This window comes from Vibrio palustris, from assembly GCF_024346995.1.
Taxonomy (GTDB): domain Bacteria; phylum Pseudomonadota; class Gammaproteobacteria; order Enterobacterales; family Vibrionaceae; genus Vibrio; species Vibrio palustris.
In genome coordinates this window covers 701,859-718,836 of record NZ_AP024888.1, presented here as the reverse complement: position 1 = coordinate 718,836, position 16,978 = coordinate 701,859, and the positions used below count along the sequence as shown (strand labels likewise).

Annotated in this window: 14 protein-coding genes; 8 read left to right on the top strand and 6 right to left on the bottom strand. The window is 42.9% G+C overall.

The genetic code is table 11. The features are described 5' to 3' along the window. The first annotated feature begins 43 nt into the window (after nucleotides 1-43). Complete coding sequence (locus OCU30_RS15635) at nucleotides 44-1,636, top strand: RICIN domain-containing protein (RefSeq protein ID WP_077315030.1); 1,593 nt, start codon at nucleotides 44-46, stop codon at nucleotides 1,634-1,636. Nucleotides 1,637-1,777: 141 nt separating this feature from the next. Here the strand turns inward: OCU30_RS15635 and OCU30_RS15630 are convergent, their stop codons facing one another. Both OCU30_RS15630 and OCU30_RS15625 read right to left on the bottom strand, forming a co-directional pair. Then, entirely contained in the window at nucleotides 1,778-2,233 is a 456-nt protein-coding gene (locus tag OCU30_RS15630; protein ID WP_077315031.1) for a methylglyoxal synthase, read from the bottom strand. 261 nt (nucleotides 2,234-2,494) lie between these two features. After that, nucleotides 2,495-3,643, bottom strand: a complete 1,149-nt coding sequence (locus OCU30_RS15625) for an iron-containing alcohol dehydrogenase (protein WP_077315032.1) — start codon at nucleotides 3,641-3,643, stop codon at nucleotides 2,495-2,497. A gap of 194 nt (nucleotides 3,644-3,837) precedes the next feature. On the opposite strand from OCU30_RS15625, the gene OCU30_RS15620 reads away from it, so the two are divergent. After that, nucleotides 3,838-4,755 (top strand): AraC family transcriptional regulator, encoded by a 918-nt coding sequence (locus tag OCU30_RS15620; protein ID WP_077315122.1) that lies wholly within the window; start codon nucleotides 3,838-3,840, stop codon nucleotides 4,753-4,755. Nucleotides 4,756-4,839: 84 nt separating this feature from the next. Here OCU30_RS15620 and glgC read toward each other — a convergent pair whose 3' ends face one another. Further along, the gene (gene glgC, locus OCU30_RS15615; RefSeq protein ID WP_077315033.1) at nucleotides 4,840-6,057 is read right to left on the bottom strand and encodes a glucose-1-phosphate adenylyltransferase; all 1,218 of its coding nucleotides are present in this window, start codon (nucleotides 6,055-6,057) and stop codon (nucleotides 4,840-4,842) included. A gap of 593 nt (nucleotides 6,058-6,650) precedes the next feature. Here glgC and OCU30_RS15610 point away from each other — a divergent pair. The 6 genes from OCU30_RS15610 to OCU30_RS15585 all read left to right on the top strand — a co-directional run bounded on the left by OCU30_RS15610 (nucleotide 6,651) and on the right by OCU30_RS15585 (nucleotide 12,208). Beyond that, nucleotides 6,651-7,346, top strand: a complete 696-nt coding sequence (locus OCU30_RS15610; protein ID WP_077315034.1) for an SH3 domain-containing protein — start codon at nucleotides 6,651-6,653, stop codon at nucleotides 7,344-7,346. A gap of 250 nt (nucleotides 7,347-7,596) precedes the next feature. Continuing rightward, complete coding sequence (narQ, locus tag OCU30_RS15605) at nucleotides 7,597-9,315, top strand: nitrate/nitrite two-component system sensor histidine kinase NarQ (protein ID WP_077315035.1); 1,719 nt, start codon at nucleotides 7,597-7,599, stop codon at nucleotides 9,313-9,315. After that, complete coding sequence (locus OCU30_RS15600; protein ID WP_095532921.1) at nucleotides 9,312-9,944, top strand: response regulator; 633 nt, start codon at nucleotides 9,312-9,314, stop codon at nucleotides 9,942-9,944. The genes narQ and OCU30_RS15600 overlap by 4 nt, the downstream gene beginning before the upstream one ends. 202 nt (nucleotides 9,945-10,146) lie before the next feature. Beyond that, nucleotides 10,147-10,692 (top strand): GNAT family N-acetyltransferase, encoded by a 546-nt coding sequence (locus OCU30_RS15595; RefSeq protein WP_077315037.1) that lies wholly within the window; start codon nucleotides 10,147-10,149, stop codon nucleotides 10,690-10,692. Between the two features lie 99 nt (nucleotides 10,693-10,791). Continuing rightward, complete coding sequence (locus tag OCU30_RS15590; RefSeq protein ID WP_077315038.1) at nucleotides 10,792-11,400, top strand: beta-phosphoglucomutase family hydrolase; 609 nt, start codon at nucleotides 10,792-10,794, stop codon at nucleotides 11,398-11,400. A 193-nt stretch (nucleotides 11,401-11,593) separates the two neighbouring features. Then, nucleotides 11,594-12,208 (top strand): OmpA family protein, encoded by a 615-nt coding sequence (locus tag OCU30_RS15585; protein ID WP_159439149.1) that lies wholly within the window; start codon nucleotides 11,594-11,596, stop codon nucleotides 12,206-12,208. Between the two features lie 98 nt (nucleotides 12,209-12,306). On the opposite strand, the gene OCU30_RS15580 is transcribed toward OCU30_RS15585, so the two are convergent. The 3 genes from OCU30_RS15580 to tal all read right to left on the bottom strand — a co-directional run bounded on the left by OCU30_RS15580 (nucleotide 12,307) and on the right by tal (nucleotide 16,683). Beyond that, nucleotides 12,307-13,356, bottom strand: a complete 1,050-nt coding sequence (locus OCU30_RS15580) for an OmpA family protein (protein ID WP_077315040.1) — start codon at nucleotides 13,354-13,356, stop codon at nucleotides 12,307-12,309. Between the two features lie 281 nt (nucleotides 13,357-13,637). Next, nucleotides 13,638-15,629: a transketolase gene (gene tkt / locus OCU30_RS15575; RefSeq protein ID WP_077315041.1), complete on the bottom strand. Its 1,992-nt coding sequence runs from the start codon at nucleotides 15,627-15,629 to the stop codon at nucleotides 13,638-13,640. 103 nt (nucleotides 15,630-15,732) lie between these two features. Beyond that, entirely contained in the window at nucleotides 15,733-16,683 is a 951-nt protein-coding gene (gene tal / locus OCU30_RS15570) for a transaldolase (RefSeq protein WP_077315042.1), read from the bottom strand. Nucleotides 16,684-16,978: the final 295 nt, after the last annotated feature.

The window sequence follows — 16,978 nt, the reverse complement described above, 5'->3', positions numbered from 1 at the left end:
AGAGGAGAGTGAGTCATTAATCGTAAGATGTATAGGAATTAAAATGTTATTAACCAACAAATATACCGTAGTTAAGCATGGTATTGCTTTAGCTCTGGCGCTAAGTAGTGCGTCTGTGTTTGCTGCTAATTGTACACAAGCTCCAAGTTCTGGTGGTACGTACTTCATCATTAATAAAGGTGCGAATAAAGCACTTGATGTTGATACCAGTGATTCGGGACCAACGCCAAACGTGATCACTTATAATAATTGGAAGCCGAATAACCAAAAATTTATTGTAACTAAACAGAAAGATAATTATTGGAAAATTAAATCGGCTTATAACAATAAGGTCGTCGAAGTTTATAATAATTCAACGTCAAACGGCGCCAATGTTGATACCTATGAAGATCTAGATAGTGACACACAACGTTGGGAATTAAAGCACCAAAGTAACGGCTCGTTCAAAATCGTAAACAAACTTTCGTCAAAATCTCTGACGGTTGCGAGCGGGGAAGATGCGGCCAACGTATATCAAAATGATGATGCGAATTCGAGCTCACAACGTTGGTATTTTAATCCAGTCAACGGCACGTGTGGCAGCGATTCGAATACTCCATCGCCAAGCGATGGTCCCATTGGTTTTGCAGGTCAATCGGGTAATGATGGTCTATATACCACCACCGGAGGTCAGGGTGGCCCAGAAGTTACGGTGAAAACTTGTGATGCTTTAGTGCGTGAATTGCGCACGGATGGAAAACGTGTCATTAACATTCCAGCTAACACGACCATTGATTGCCGTACTGAGCCTCGTCCTGTACAAGCGTGTCGTTTAGATTGTGCGATGTGGGATGACCCAGGTAAGCTCTGGTATCGTATTCCTGTTGGAGATACATCTTGTAAGTCTTTAGATAGTGATACTAATCAGACATTTACAGTTAATCGCAACGAAACACGTATTTTGGTAACGCCGAACAAATCAGTGATTGGCGGCAATAAAAATTCGGGTATTCGCGGCGGAACGTTGGTGGTATATCAAGCACAAAACGTCATTATTAAAAATTTAAAGATTTATGATGTGAACCCTGCGTTAGTTGAAGCGAGCAGCGGTATCGAAGTGGATGATAGCAGCCATGTTTGGATTGATCATGTGTCGTTTAAAGATATCAGTGATGGCCAAATTGATTTTGGTAATAGTAAAAACGTTACCGTAAGCTGGAACCACTTTAAAGGGCTAAATCCGCAAGTCTGTGCCAATCATCACTGGTACACAAACTTAGTGAAAAATACGGAAGTGACCTTCCACCATAACTTTTGGGATGAAGCGGCCGGCCGTAACCCGAAATTAACGGGTGAAAACACACGTGCGCATATCTTTAATAACTATTGGAAAAACATCACGTATTACTCAATCAGTACCTCTCATGGTGCTCAAGCATTAGTAGAAAATAACTATTTTGAAAATGCACGAAGCCCACATTGGGTTAATGGTGGAGGCTACATTAATGTACGCGGCAATAAATATGTAGGATCTTCAGCGAGTGATCCGCATCGTGATACAAATGGTCAAGTATTCCAAGATGTACAAGCTTTCCCTAAGCCAACTCAAACTGCTGATGAAGTCGCTGGTGTAATTAGTCAAGTCGGTCCACAATAATCGATTATTATATGTAGAGTGTTGATTTATAAAATATAATTCAATAGCGACCATAAGAAAAGGCTCTTCATCTGAAGAGCCTATTTTTGTTTTGATTGACTGCTATTGGCTAGCACCCTGTTATCGTTGCGAATAACAGAGCTATACGCGCTCACTTAAGTATGCGTTATAGTCTGGAATTTCAATTTCTACCTCTTGGTTGATAAGGTCAGATTTGAAAATAAACGTCGCGCTGGCGCGGTTAGTGGCGACAGGAATGTTCCAAACACTGGCAATACGTAGCAAGGCTTTCACGTCAGGGTCATGCGGTACGGCATTGAGTGGATCCCAGAAAAAAATCAATACGTCAATTTTACCTTCGGCAATCATAGCGCCGACCTGTTGATCACCGCCCATTGGTCCACTGATTTTACTTTTTATCGCAAGGCCTGTTTCTTTACTCAGCATTGTGCCCGTGGTACCGGTTGCGTACAAAAAGTGCTGTTGTAACGTTGATTTGTTTTCTTCTACCCAGCGCAATAGTTCAGTTTTGTAATTATCATGTGCAACTAAGGCCACGTGTTTATGGGCACTCATAACGCGAGTGGTTTTATGCATGATTCAATTCCTATTTGATTTTTATGGTCTTATCGAGATCAATACCAAGATGACTGACGAGAGTGTAGGGCTCATTGATGTAAGCCATCACTCGTTACCAATACCATCATCATTGGGTTTTATTGGGATTAAATAAAGCAAAAGTGTAGCGGATTTTACAGGCAAGATCAGTGATATAACGCGACAATATCGTTATAGTTATTGTGGAAATATGAACTTTTGAGTCAATGGGCGCTGATGCGCCCATTGAAGTGGATTGGTCTAAACCAACGCTTTTTCTAGAATTTCACGAGATTGCTTCAAAGTGATCGCTTTGTTCTCACCTAGAGCGGTCATACCGTGTTTGTCTAGTTGATTAACAACCGTATCAACCGCTTCTGAGTGCGTCATGCCGTGTTCACCAAATTGAGTCGCGACATTCAACCCATGGTAAAATGCTTCGATTGCTTGGATGGTTCGCTCCGCTAAATCGTCACCAGCTTCTAGGCCAAACACGTTGCGGCCCATTTGTTCTAATTTGGCACGTTTTACGTCCATTTGGTTGCGCAGTAGCCAAGGTTGTACGATCGCTAATGAACGTCCGTGATCGACTTGCCATAAAGCGGTAAATTCGTGTCCAATCATGTGGGTAGCCCAATCTTGTGGAACCCCCGTACCAATCAAACCGTTCAAGGCTTGGTTGGCTGACCACATTAGGTTGGCTCGCCATTCATCGCTGTCGCGGCTATCGTAGCGATTCCCCAAATCAAGCAGAGTACGCAGTAATGTTTCAGCATAACCTTCTTGTACCTTGGCAGAGGTTGGTGTGGTGAGGTATTGCTCACAAGTGTGAACCCATGCATCAACAACGCCATTGATAAGCTGGCGTTCTGGCAGCGTTTTCATTACATCTGGGTCTAAAACAGCAAAAAGAGGTTGCACGGCTTTAGAACCAAACGGAAGTTTATCATTAGTTTCACGTTTGGTGATCACGGCACCAGAGTTAGACTCTGAGCCCGTCGCTGGAAGGGTCAAAATTGCACCAATAGGAACCGCTGTCGTCACCGTATGTTTTCCAACCATGATATCCCAGCTTTCACCTTCGTAGCAGGCCGCAGCGGCAACAAATTTCGACCCATCAATAACAGAGCCGCCACCAACGGCCAAAATAAAGTTAATGTTGTGTTCTTTGGCCATGGTGATCGCTTTATCCAAGGTTTCTTTGGTTGGATTTGGCTCAACACCAGAGAACTCTTTCCAAGTGTGCTCTTTTAGTGCGTCCGCAACTTGATCGTAAACGCCATTTTTTTTGATAGAGCCACCGCCGTATATCACCAATACGTTACTATCGAGAGGGATTTCTTGTGCGATGGTCTTGATTTGACCTTGCCCAAAGTGGAGTCGGGTTGGGTTAGAGTAAGAAAACTGCATTGTACGCTCCTATTGCTTCCAGAAAGGATTATTCCTCAACTAGGCATATTGTGTTGACTTAAGTTTATCGTAACTGTGTCTATATTATGAGTGCATAATAGTGTTTAATAATGTATTTTAATAGCGTCATTTGTCCAAATTTAATGTCTAATCCTACAAATTTGTGGTGGTTTGTAAGTAACGAAGGTGAGAGTGTGAGTAATTTAGCGACATTAATGCAGCAATACGTAGAACAAAACCAATTGCAGGAACTTGAAGGCGATATAAAGACTGACATTCCAGAAGTTAAGTTCTTTCGCCATACCCAAGCTACCCCAAAATCTCCATTTGTTTACGAGTCGGGTATTATTATTCTTGGTCAAGGATATAAAAAAATTACCATAGGAAACGAGCATTGCGTGACGTATGGGCCCAATGATTATCTCGTCGCAGGCGTTCCTATGCCGCTTGAATGTGAGGCCTTTGCGAGTCAACAAGAGCCGATACTGGGGCTCAATATTCATATCGATCACACGTTATTGATGCGTATGGTGAGCCTGCTCGATGAGCACGGAATGCAATATTGCGCACAAAACAATAAGGGTCAATGCGGCGTTCAATCTGTACAAATGAATGCGCGAATGTTGAGCAGCTGTGAGCGAGTGATGCATGCCTTATTGTCTCCAGTCGAAGCAAAAGTACTGAGCCAATCTCTCATTGACGATATACTATTTTGTGTACTGACCGGGACAGAAGGGCATGTATTAGTCGAGTTAGCACGCTACGAAGGGCATTATGCGCGTATTGCCAAAGCGCTCGCGAAAATCCATAGTCATTACAGTGAGCCACTATCGGTACAGTTGCTTTCAGAGGTTTCGAATATGAGCGTGTCAGCTTTTCATCATGCTTTTCGTGCCGTCACAATGGAATCGCCACTGCAATACCTTAAAAAAGTACGGCTAAATAAAGCGAGACAATTAATTCAAGTGGAAGGATTGCGTGTGACAGAAGCTGCAATGAAAGTCGGTTATGTCAGCCCTTCCCAATTTAGCCGTGAGTTTAAGCGTCATTTTAACCAAACCCCGAAAGGCCAATCAGCACTCAATACTCTGGCTGAACCCGCGACTAAATAATGTTGAGTATCTATCATGGCTCCCCTCTACGCCTTGTTCCTAAAAGAGACGTTTAGGGGGAGCTTGAATAGAATACTTGTGTGACTAGAACTGATAGCTCTCTGGTATCACAACGACACCTTTTTCTGACACATGGAAGCGCTGCGCATCTTTCTTTTTATCAAAACCAATTTCGGTATTGGGTGGTATTTCTACGTGTTTATCAATAATGCAGTTTTGAATTTGGCAGCCGGCACCAATACTGACATCTTCAAATATAATGCTGTCCATTACTGTCGCACCATCATGGATTCGAACATTTGACGACACGACACTGTGGTGAACCGAACCACCTGAGTTGACGACGCCATTAGCAATCATTGAATTGATAAAAATACCTTCATTGCCCGTTGCGGAAGATACAGTGCGTGCGGGTGGGTACTGTGGCTCATACGTGCGGATTGCCCAATTTTTCTGATAAAGATTTAATGGCGGCACGGGCTCTAATAAATCCATATTGGCTTCATAATACGAATCAATGGTGCCTACGTCGCGCCAATAGCAATCTCGTTTTACTCGTCCTTTGTCTTGCTCTGCGAAGCGATACGCGTGGACGGTGTTACTTGGGATCAATTGGGGAATAATATTTTTACCAAAGTCATGTTCAGAATGGGTTTTATCGGCATCTTGATTCAATGCTGCTTTCAGTACATCCATGCTGAACACATAGACGCCCATAGACACTAAGCTGCGATCACTGTGACCTGGAATGGATGGCGGATCCATTGGCTTTTCAATGAATGAGGTAACAATATTGTCATCATTGACCGCAATAATACCGAATGCACTGGCCTCAGAGCGTTCGACATCCATACAAGCGACAGTTAACCCTGCACCTGATGCTTTGTGCTGTGTAAGCATTGCGTCGTAATCCATACGATAGATATGATCCCCCGACAGTACCACGACGTATTTTGCATCACTCCGCGACAAAAGCCACATGTTATGAAATAGGGCGTCTGCGGTGCCTTCGTACCATTTGCCGCCTTTGCGCTGCTGAGGAGGCACGACAGTCACATATTCATGCAATTCTGGGTTGAAAATAGACCAACCATCACGCAAGTGTTTTTGTAGTGAGTGAGATTTATATTGAGTTAGCACTAAAATACGACGTAACCCAGAATGTAAACAATTGGTAAGCGTGAAATCGATAATGCGGTATTTCCCACCAAAAGGTACGGCGGGCTTTGCTCGGTCATCGGTAAGAGGGGAAAGCCGAGAACCTACACCACCGGCTAGCACGACTGTAAGAGTATCCTGCATCTAGTTTCTCCGTGAAAATCGACAGTACTGCCTAGATAACCGTCATTTAATATGAAGGCTTTTGCGTCGTTACGCAGTAAATACATACTATAGTAATACTCACTTATATCAGAAGGTACTCATCAAAACGATGAGTTTGTGAGAAATTGTGTAGTTCTAGCTCAATTAATAATTTCAATGTAAGCGCTTTATGTAACAAGTTATTCGTTTATGTGATCGTCTCCAAATAAGTAAAGGTCGAGTATACACTGCGGATAAATTGAGCTATGTGGCCTATGGAACTATTCATCACGGCTTTGTTTTATCCGTATTGCTGTTTAGTTTACGGGTTTACACGCACTTTGCGCTAAATTCAGCATGAACAAGCGGTATTTTAAAGTAGGGCGTCATCGCCATATTTACATTGTAAATACTGAGGGTGTTTGTTGGATAATTATCTTAGTTTCTTGGTTGTACTCTGCGCTAATGAGATTGTTATCACAAAATGGTTGTATAAATAATCACCTCGCCATTTCTTTTTAGACACTGTTATTACACCTGCTAATACTTAAGGTACGGTGATGTGTTTGTTGTGTATGGGGAAATGAGCACTGATGAAAAAGTTACTGATGCTATTGTTACTGATCTTGGGAATCGGCGCTGCCGGCGCGGGTTACTATATATTCTATTATATGCCCAACCATGGTGACGTTTTTGGCATAGGTCGCTTCTTGGGCGAAAAACCGCAAACTCCACCGGCAGAACCTGAAAGTAACACAACCACACCCGTCACCGCACCTGAAGAAAAAAAAGAAATCATGGATTACTACGTGTCAGTTGCCACACTGCCTATCCGTAGCGAGCCGAATAAAGATGCTTTTGTTGAAGAACGCTTACATCGTGGAGATAAGGTCAATTTATTAGAAAAAACCGATGGTTGGGGGCGAATTACTGAATATTTTGTTTATGTACAAGATCAGCCAGCGACCGCGAAATGGATACCTCTCGATGGTCTAGTGATTGAAAAACCGGTGATTACTCCCCAACAAAGAAAGGAAACAGTACTTGGCTATATCAATCGGTCGGATGATTTGGGAAAATATGAAACGACTTTTTTTAATACTACCAATGAGTTGCTAATATCTAACCAATGTAAGCCGAAAGATTTTGAAGAAACCTATGGTTGGGTAAGAGCGGTATCTTTTCAAGATAGAGACGTGTATTTTGTTTATTGTGGTGGGTTAGACCGGCTGCACAAAATCTATTTGGATGCATCGAACGGTCAAACATTCAGAGTCAATGATGAGTAAGGTATCGCTGTATTTGCGCAGTGATCGGCAGCCGTAAAGCGTTAATATTGACACAATCACAAGTCTTTGGCGGGCAAGTGTCTCTTATCCATAAATTATAACTTGTGCTATGTCACAAAAGCTTGTTTTTCAGAGTTTATTCCTATCATAAAAATCGATTATAACCTATCTATAACGTATCACTCTAAAGTAGCAGATAGACAGTTATTGTTGATGTCATCTTATATCGTTAATGGTTAAGGAGAGGTATTTGTTACGTTCGATAGAGCAATCGGTTACCAGTTTTATTGTAAAATGGATGTCCTTAGTCATCATTTTTAGTCTGATCATTATTGGCTATTCCATCTTTACTCTTGCGTCATCACTAAATGATGCCGAGATGATCAACGCTTCTAGTTCTTTAAGAACGCAAATATATCGAATTACCATTGATGTCAAAACCAATGATGTACATACCTTACAGCATATTGATGATTTTGAAGATACGCTATATGGTCCGACAATGAGGCAATTAAATAATTGGTGGGTGCCTAATAATATTAGCGCTTATTATCGTCAATTGGTGCTAGATTGGAAGTCGATCAAAAGAACGCTGATAAGCCAGCATAATGTTTCTTTAACCCAACAAGTCGATCCTTACATTCGTTATATCGAGCAATTTGAGTACAAATTACAGCATTATAATGAACGTAAATTGACGACATTGGCATGGGTTGCCGCGTTATGTCTCAGTGGTGTGATTTTAATCTGCTTGGTGGTCGTACGCTACACCCGTAACGAAATTGTCAAACCTCTCAAGCGTTTGTCTCAGGCAAGCCAAAATGTAAGAGAAGGGAAGTTTGATGTTAGTTTATCGGGACAACCGCATAACGAACTCGGCGAGTTGATGGTGGTATTCAATGGTATGTCTCAAGAACTTGGCCAGTTGTATCAAGGTTTGGAGATTGCCGTCGATGAAAAAACACGTCATTTAAGAATGGCAAACCAATCTCTACAAGTATTGTATCAATCGTCTCAAGAGCTTTCATCGTCTCGATTAACGGTGGAGAATTTTCAGGTAATTTTAGATTACTTTTGTTCTCTAGAAGGCGTTATCAGTGCAGAAGTACAAGTTATTGATGCAGGTGGACAGGGCCTCACCTTACATGCTGGTGAACGTTATGCAGAATACTCCCTACATCGGGAGTTGAGTGTCGATGGCGTGTTGCTGGGGTATTTACGTTGGAAAGAAGGACTGCCTTGCCCAGATAAAATCCTCATTAAAAACTTTTTGCATATATTTGAACAAGCGATTCATTATGCAAAATCACAAAAACAATCTGAACAACTATTATTACTTGAGGAGCGAGCGACAATTGCTAGAGAATTACATGACTCATTGGCACAGTCGTTGTCTTATCTGAAAATACAAGTATCGCTACTTAAGCGGTCTATGCTAGCCGACGATCATGAAACATTGCAAGCGAGTGCTAACCCGGTTATTGCCGAGCTCGATACTGGGCTATCGAGTGCTTATAAACAGCTACGTGAGTTACTGACGACGTTTCGTTTGACACTCAAAGAAAGCAGTTTTGGTCAGGCATTAAATGAAGTGGTGGATCAATTACGCGCAAGAACCAGCGCGATTATTAATCTTGATAACTTACTTGTGTCTTTTGAGTTAAGTGCTCAGCAGCAGGTCCATTTGGTTCAGTTGATTCGTGAGGCTACGATTAATGCCATTAAACACGCCCAAGCGAGCCATATCACCATTTATTGTGGTGAAGAAAACGGGGTGGTCACGGTATATATTAAAGATGATGGTATTGGTTTTAGTGATCCCCCCTCAAAAGTGAACCATTACGGGATGAATATTATGTATGAACGTGCGCAACGTTTAGGTGGTCAATTACATATTGATTCCGAGCCTAACCAGGGATGTAAAGTATCTATTACGTATCCTGCGAATAAGAAAGGAGACTTATCTTGAATAAATGCAAAATAATGCTGGTGGATGATCATCCATTGATGCGTCGAGGTATTCAGCAATTGTTAAGCATTGAGCCTGAATTCGACGTCATCGCAGAAGCAAGCAGTGGTGATGAAGCGATTGCTCTGGCCCAGTCTGATGAACCAGATATGATCTTATTAGATCTCAATATGAAAGGGTTATCAGGGCTCGACACACTCAAAGCGTTAAGAACCGATGGATGCAGTGCGATTGTGGTTGTTTTAACGGTTTCTGATAATGTTGGTGACATCGAAGCCATGGTTCGTGCCGGTGCGGATGGGTACCTTTTGAAAGACACCGAACCGGAACAGTTGGTTGATTTATTAAAAAATGCCGCTAATGGTAATAAATCGTATAGCGATGTGGTGCTTAAGTACCTGAGTAATCGACGCGAGCAGATCGATTTGTTTGAGGCCCTTACCGATCGTGAAGGGCAGATCTTAAGTGAAGTCGCAAAAGGTTTTCGTAATAAGCAAATTGCCGATCGACTATTCATCTCTGAGTCGACCGTTAAAGTGCATATGAAAAGCTTACTGAAAAAGCTACAGGTGCCGTCTCGCACCGCAGCAACGATTATGTATTTAGAACGTTATGGTGAACGTAAATAACCCTCTTGCCATCATGCTGCATGGAACATGTACATAATCCTTGTTCTTTGCAGCATATTCTCCTGTCTGTTTTCTGTCTTCATTCGCTTAGTGATGTTTTAGTGACAATGTCTTGTATATTCAAATGCCGCATTTGTATTTTTGTTCGTTTTGCATAATATACTATTCTTTAAGTATTACAGGATGTAATCAGGACGTGAATATGGATATTAGAACCGCAGAGTACCAAGACTATGAGCGTATCGCTCATCTTCATGCCACAAGTTGGAAAACCTACTACCAAGATATCCTACGCCAAGACTACTTGGATGATGATGTCGATGAAGACCGCCAACTCATTTGGCAAACTCGTTTAACGAATCCTCCTTTTAACCAGCATGTCTTATTAATTGAAGATAAAACCGGACTTCTGGGCTTCATTTGTTTATTTGGCAATCACGATTTTGAGAAGGGCACGATCATTGAAACGCTACATATCAAACCGTCACACCGTAACCAAGGGTTAGGAAAGCTATTGATCCAACGAGCATTGCAATGGGTCGAGCAATTTTTTCCACAATCTGGTATTTATCTTGAAGTTATGGAAGATAATCAGCAAGCGGTGGACTTTTATGATCATATTGGTTGTAGTCATCACCTTGATCGTGATTGGCTTTCGCCTTGCGGCACCACCATTCATGAATGGGTTTATACATGGGAAAGCCCAAATGAATTAGCACACGCCTTGGAAGAGTCAATGCCCGCTTAGTGATACTACGGTGTTGCCAGTTGATAGTAAGCCAATTGCATTACATCGAGCTTCATGGAATGATGCTCAAATAATCATAAGACGTAAAGGAACATGCATATGGCGATAGAGTTAAATGACTACGCAGGACTGATTTTTGATATGGACGGTACGTTAGTGGATACGATGCCTGCACATTTAGCTGCTTGGGAACACGCTGCGCAAACATATGATTTTCCATTCGACGCAGAGTGGTTGAATAGCATGGGTGGTATGCCAAGTATTAAGATAGTCGATGTGATTAATGAGCGTTACCACTTGCAACTGAATCCTCAAGTCGTTTCAGACTGTAAAATGACGCATTTTGCGAGCTTAGAAGGGCAAGAAACGCTTATTTCTGCGACCACAGAGTTAGTTCATGCTTATTATGGCAAAAAACCTCTCGCGGTGGGAACAGGAAGTCAACGTACTATGGCCATGTCTATTTTAGCGCGGACTGGACTATTAAATAAGTTTGATGCTGTGGTAACGGCGACGGATGTCACGAATCATAAACCGCACCCCGAGACGTTTTTATCCGCCGCCGCGCACTTAAATTTGCGCCCAGAACAATGTGTAGTGTTTGAAGATACACTTTTGGGGATGCAAGCCGCACACTCAGGCGGCATGGATTGCATCTTAGTGACAGAGGAAGGGTTAGTATTACATCCTGTACCGTTAAGTGTTTAATATTGCCTGCCATCGAACAACATTGACGGTGTTAGTCTAGACTCAATATAGATAAACGCTGCCTAGTTCAAGAGTACTCTTATTACTGTTAAGCTCGGCAGTTGGTTGACTCACATCGTCATAATATTTGCGTAAAGTTTATGATTTATCAGTCGATAACCTTTATAGAATTCAATCATTGATGAGTTATCAGATGAAGTATGTTGCCTTGATCCTATCGTTATTGTTAAGCGGGTGTAGCCTTAGCTCAATGAGTGAGCTAAGTAAGATGGTGCGCAATGATAAACTTGATCAAGCGCCACAAGATCATACCAATGTACGAAATCCGCAATGGGGACAACCCGAACAACCCAAAAAAACGGCTGAAGTGGCGTTGTCTTATCACTCGGATTACGATCGATTGATTGGTTTTTTACGGTCTAATGATATCGCTTATGATGTATTACCAGGTTCGTCGATGATGGTGCATGTCAATGAGTCGATTTATTTTCGTTTAAATTCTGCCACGGTAGAAATGGGCTCATACCCTTGGATCGCACGCTTGAGTGTGTTCCTCTCTCGTTATCCGTCGATAACAGTTGTTATCAATGGTCATACCGATATTACAGGGAGTGAGTCTTTAAATGATGACTTATCTAAGCGTCGCGCAGAACGTATCGAAGCTCTGTTCGAAATGAATGGTGTTTCAAAATCGTCTATTTATACGCGTGGCTACGGTGAGTACTTTCCAGCATGTACGAATAAAACGGCGTCAGGACGCGCGTGCAACCGTCGTGCGGAATTATTATTTATTCTCAATGGCTCATAAGTATTGCTCTCTTTAAGAGTCACCGTAAAGAAACAAAAAAAAAGACAGAAGCCTTGAGCTTCTGTCTTTTTTAGACTAGATGTCATACGTTGTACGTATTAAGCACCGGTTTGTGCATTGGCAGCCGATGTTTTCACCTTGTATTCAAACTGTGGAATCATGACTTCAACACGACGGTTTTGTTCACGACCTTGACGAGTTTCGTTGCTTGCGATTGGATCCGCTTCGCCTTTGCCATCAACGGTCAATTTCGTTTTATCAATACCATTTTCAACTAAGTAGTCGGCAACAGATTGAGCACGTTTTTTCGATAGTTGCTTATTATACGATTTTGTTCCTGTAGTATCTGTGTAACCGATAATGTTAGCGGATGCATTCGGGTATTCTTTCAACGTTGCTAATAGAGGAGCAAGTGTTTGTTCACCAGCTTCAGTCAGCTTAGCGCTGTCCAACTCAAAGAAGCTCTTATCAGTCACATTATTGTGTTGCTTCATTACCCACTTAGGCTTTGGTGCAGGCTTAGGTGCTGGCTCAGCTTTTGGTGCGGGTGCAGGCGCTGGCTCAGCCGCTTTTGCAGGCATTGGCTTAGCGTCATCTTGACCAAAGTTATAGCTTAAACCGACGGTGACAAGATCGGTGTCCATGTTGTGCATAACATGATCAGACATACCTTGGTAACGCTGGTAAGCAAGACGTGCATCCCATTTTTTCGAAAGGTGGTATTCAGCACCCACTGTGCCGGTTGGTACGTAATCTGAGTCATCGCCGTATTGCATGTAAGCCGCGCCTACTTTTGCATACACATCCACTTTTTCTGACATAGGGTAAGAAAATTTCGGCGCTAAAGTGATGGCAGATAAGTTATGTTTACTGCGGCTCAGAGTACCATTGTCGTTGTAATTTAAGTCGTATTGACCTAGCCAATCCGCACCGAGCTCAACGCCCATGTATTGGTTGACGTCATAGCCTAAGAATAGGCCCGCCGCTGGGTCATCATCATTACAATTATGATTCGTTTCACAGGCATCATTAGAGAATGATTGACCAGCACGGGCTCCCATATAAAGATTGTCTGCGAAAGCGGTTTGAGCAAAAAGGCCACTGCTAGCCATACTTGCGATGAGTGTAAGAGCGATGTTTTTTTTCATGATAAAACCCTTAAGTTGAGTCTAATTATTGTCAGCGTAATATGGTAGTGTGAATTCATTTATCGAGTCACGCTGCCCGAATTATTCTTCGTTGAATACCCAGTCATAGTAGGGGGCATAAATCAGAGTTTTGTCAGTAAAAGGACATGGTTTAATGCAGCAGTGTCATATAGTTAAGTTCTAATGTCAGTAACTTAACAAAATAGCGGCATATCTAGACAAAATAAAAAAGGGCCAGTCATCAGACTGGCCCTTCTGTTTATACAAAGAGTGACATTGAATTAAAGCACTTCTTTCGCTTTCGCAACCACGTTGTCGACTGTGAAGCCAAACTCTTCAAATAGTTGATCTGCTGGTGCAGATTCGCCAAATGTCGTCATACCAACTACACGACCGTTTAGGCCTACATATTTGAACCAGTAGTCTGCAATACCCGCTTCAATGGCAACACGTGCTGTCACGCTTGAAGGCAGCACAGATTCACGGTATGCCGCGTCTTGCTTGTCAAACGTATCGGTTGAAGGCATAGACACTACGCGTACGTTTTTGCCTTCTTTGCTCAGCTCGTCTGCTGCATTCACAGCAAGCTCTACTTCTGAACCTGTTGCAATCAAGATAAGATCGGGTGTACCAGCGCTATCTTTAAGGATGTAGCCACCTTTGCTGATATCCGCTAATTGCTGAGCGCTACGTTCTTGCTGAGCAAGACCTTGGCGAGAGAAGATTAACGCCGTTGGCGCCGTCTTACGCTCAATTGCGAGTTTCCAAGAAACCGCAGACTCAACTTGGTCACATGGACGCCACGTGCTCAAGTTAGGCACCATACGCAGTGTTGCCACTTGTTCTACAGGTTGGTGAGTTGGACCATCTTCACCTAGGCCGATTGAATCGTGCGTGTAGACTTGGATGTTTTGGGTTTTCATCAATGCTGCCATACGCAGTGCATTACGTGCATATTCCATAAACATCAAGAAGGTTGCACCGTAAGGTACAAAGCCACCGTGTAATGCAATACCATTGATGATTGCGGTCATACCAAATTCACGAACACCGTAGTGAATATAGTTACCTGACGCATCTTCTTCAGTCAGTGACTTAGACCCCGACCAGATGGTCAAGTTAGATGGTGCCAAGTCAGCAGAGCCGCCCATGAATTCAGGCAGTATTTTACCGAAGGCTTCAAGCGCGTTTTGTGATGCTTTACGAGACGCAATTTTCTCAGGGTTTGCTTGTAGGTTTTCAATGATTTCTTGCGTGGCTGCTTCCCAGTTAGCAGGAAGATCGCCCGCGACGCGGCGTTTGAATTCAGCCGCAAGCTCTGGATAAGCTTTTTCGTAAGCCGCGAATTTCTCATCCCAAGCGGCTTCTTTTGCTTGACCCGCTTCTTTGGCATCCCATTTCGCGTAAACGTCACTAGGTACAACAAATGGGGCATGTTCCCAACCTAGGAATTCACGTGTTGCTGCGATTTCATCATCACCTAGTGGTGCACCGTGACAATCGTGAGAACCTGATTTGTTTGGCGAACCAAAACCGATGATGGTTTTACAACAAATTAGCGTTGGACGTGAAGTATCCGCTTTCGCTTCTTCAATCGCTTTGTTGATTGCGTCAGAGTCGTGACCGTCAACGCTAGAGATAACCTGCCAGCCGTAAGATTCAAAGCGTTTCGCTGTATCATCGCCAAACCAACCTTCAACGTGACCATCGATAGAGATACCATTGTCATCCCAGAACGCGATCAATTTACCCAGACCTAGCGTACCAGCAAGTGAACACACTTCATGTGAAATGCCTTCCATCATACAACCGTCGCCCATGAAGGCGTAGGTATGGTGGTCAACAATATCGTGCTCGTCTTGGTTAAACTGCGCGGCAAGCGACTTCTCAGCAATCGCCATACCTACTGCATTGGCAATACCTTGGCCTAGTGGACCAGTGGTTGTTTCGATACCAGGAGCATAGCCGTATTCTGGGTGGCCCGGCGTTTTAGAGTGTAATTGACGGAAATTTTTAAGATCGTCAATGCCAAGCTCATAACCTGTGAGGTGCAGCAATGAGTAAAGCAACATTGAACCATGGCCGTTAGAAAGTACAAAACGGTCACGGCCTGCCCAGTTAGGGTTAGTTGGGTTGTGGTTCATGTGGTCACGCCACAGAACTTCTGCAATATCTGCCATACCCATTGGTGCGCCAGGGTGGCCAGATTTTGCTTTTTGTACCGCATCCATGCTTAGAGCACGAATAGCATTTGCTAAATATTTACGATTCATATTTGGATGTCTCGATTTAAGTTTGTAGGTAGCCGCACAGTGGCGGCTTAAGAAATAAAATGAACAAGCGAGTGGTTTGAGGCCACTCGCTTGTGATTAAGTCTTATAGTTGATCTTTGATCATCGCTTCAAGTTTGCCTTGGTCTACGGCAAAGTTGCGGATGCCTTCAGCCAGTTTTTCAACGGCCATTGGATCTTGATTGTGTTCCCATAGGAACTCAGAGTGCGTCATTTTCGCAGGCGCTGCTTTAGAGCCTTTTGAGTCGACTAATTTTTCGACAACATCGCCTTCTGCTTCTTCTAACTCTTGTAGCAAGTTAGGGCTGATGGTCAGACGGTCACAGCCAGCCAACTCTAAGATCTCGCCAATGTTACGGAAGCTTGCACCCATAACCACAGTATCGTAGCCGTGCTCTTTATAGTATTCGTAGATTTTAGATACAGAGATAACACCTGGATCTTCTTGTGCTTCGAATGAACGGCCTTCTTTCGCTTTATACCAGTCCATGATACGACCAACGAAAGGCGAGATTAGGTAAGCGCCAGCTTCTGCACAAGCACGCGCTTGAGCAAATGAGAATAGCAACGTTAGGTTACAGTTGATGCCTTCTTTTTCAAGGATCTCTGCAGCGCGAATGCCTTCCCAAGTTGATGCGAGTTTGATAAGAATACGCTCGTTTGGAATACCAGCGTCATTGTACAATTTCATCAGTTCACGTGCTTTCTCAACACTTGCTTCTGTATTGTAAGAAAGGCGAGCGTTAACTTCAGTAGAAATACGACCAGGAATGGTTTTTAAAATTTCTTTACCAATGTTCACCGCAAGCATGTCACAAGCTTTATCCACTTGTTCGTCTTCGTCGTTGCTTAGCTCTTTGGCAGCAGCAATAGACTGTTCAATCAGCGGTGCATAAGCAGGAATTTGAGCGGCTTTAAGAATCAGAGAAGGGTTAGTTGTAGCATCTTCAGGTTTGTATTTTTTGATCGCTTCGATCTCACCTGTGTCCGCGACAACAGTCGTCATTTTGCGTAGTTGCTCTAATTTATTGCTCATTTGTATAGTCCTTCATTCGTCGTTGGTTTAGGCGACCTTTGCGTTGCAACAGGCGTCTAAAAAGCATGTTCTTTTTAGATTACGAAGTCATGACGATAACACACATCACTCTTCGTTTTCGTTTGAATCAATCTGACCTTATCATTTATGAACATATGATCGATTGATGAGTAAATGATGCGTCCATATTTATCTTATTTGCCCCGAAAGTCAATCCGATTTTGTCTATTACCACGATACGTATCACCTATTGAATTCCCGTCTGGTGCTATGATAACCAATCGTTACAAGGGAT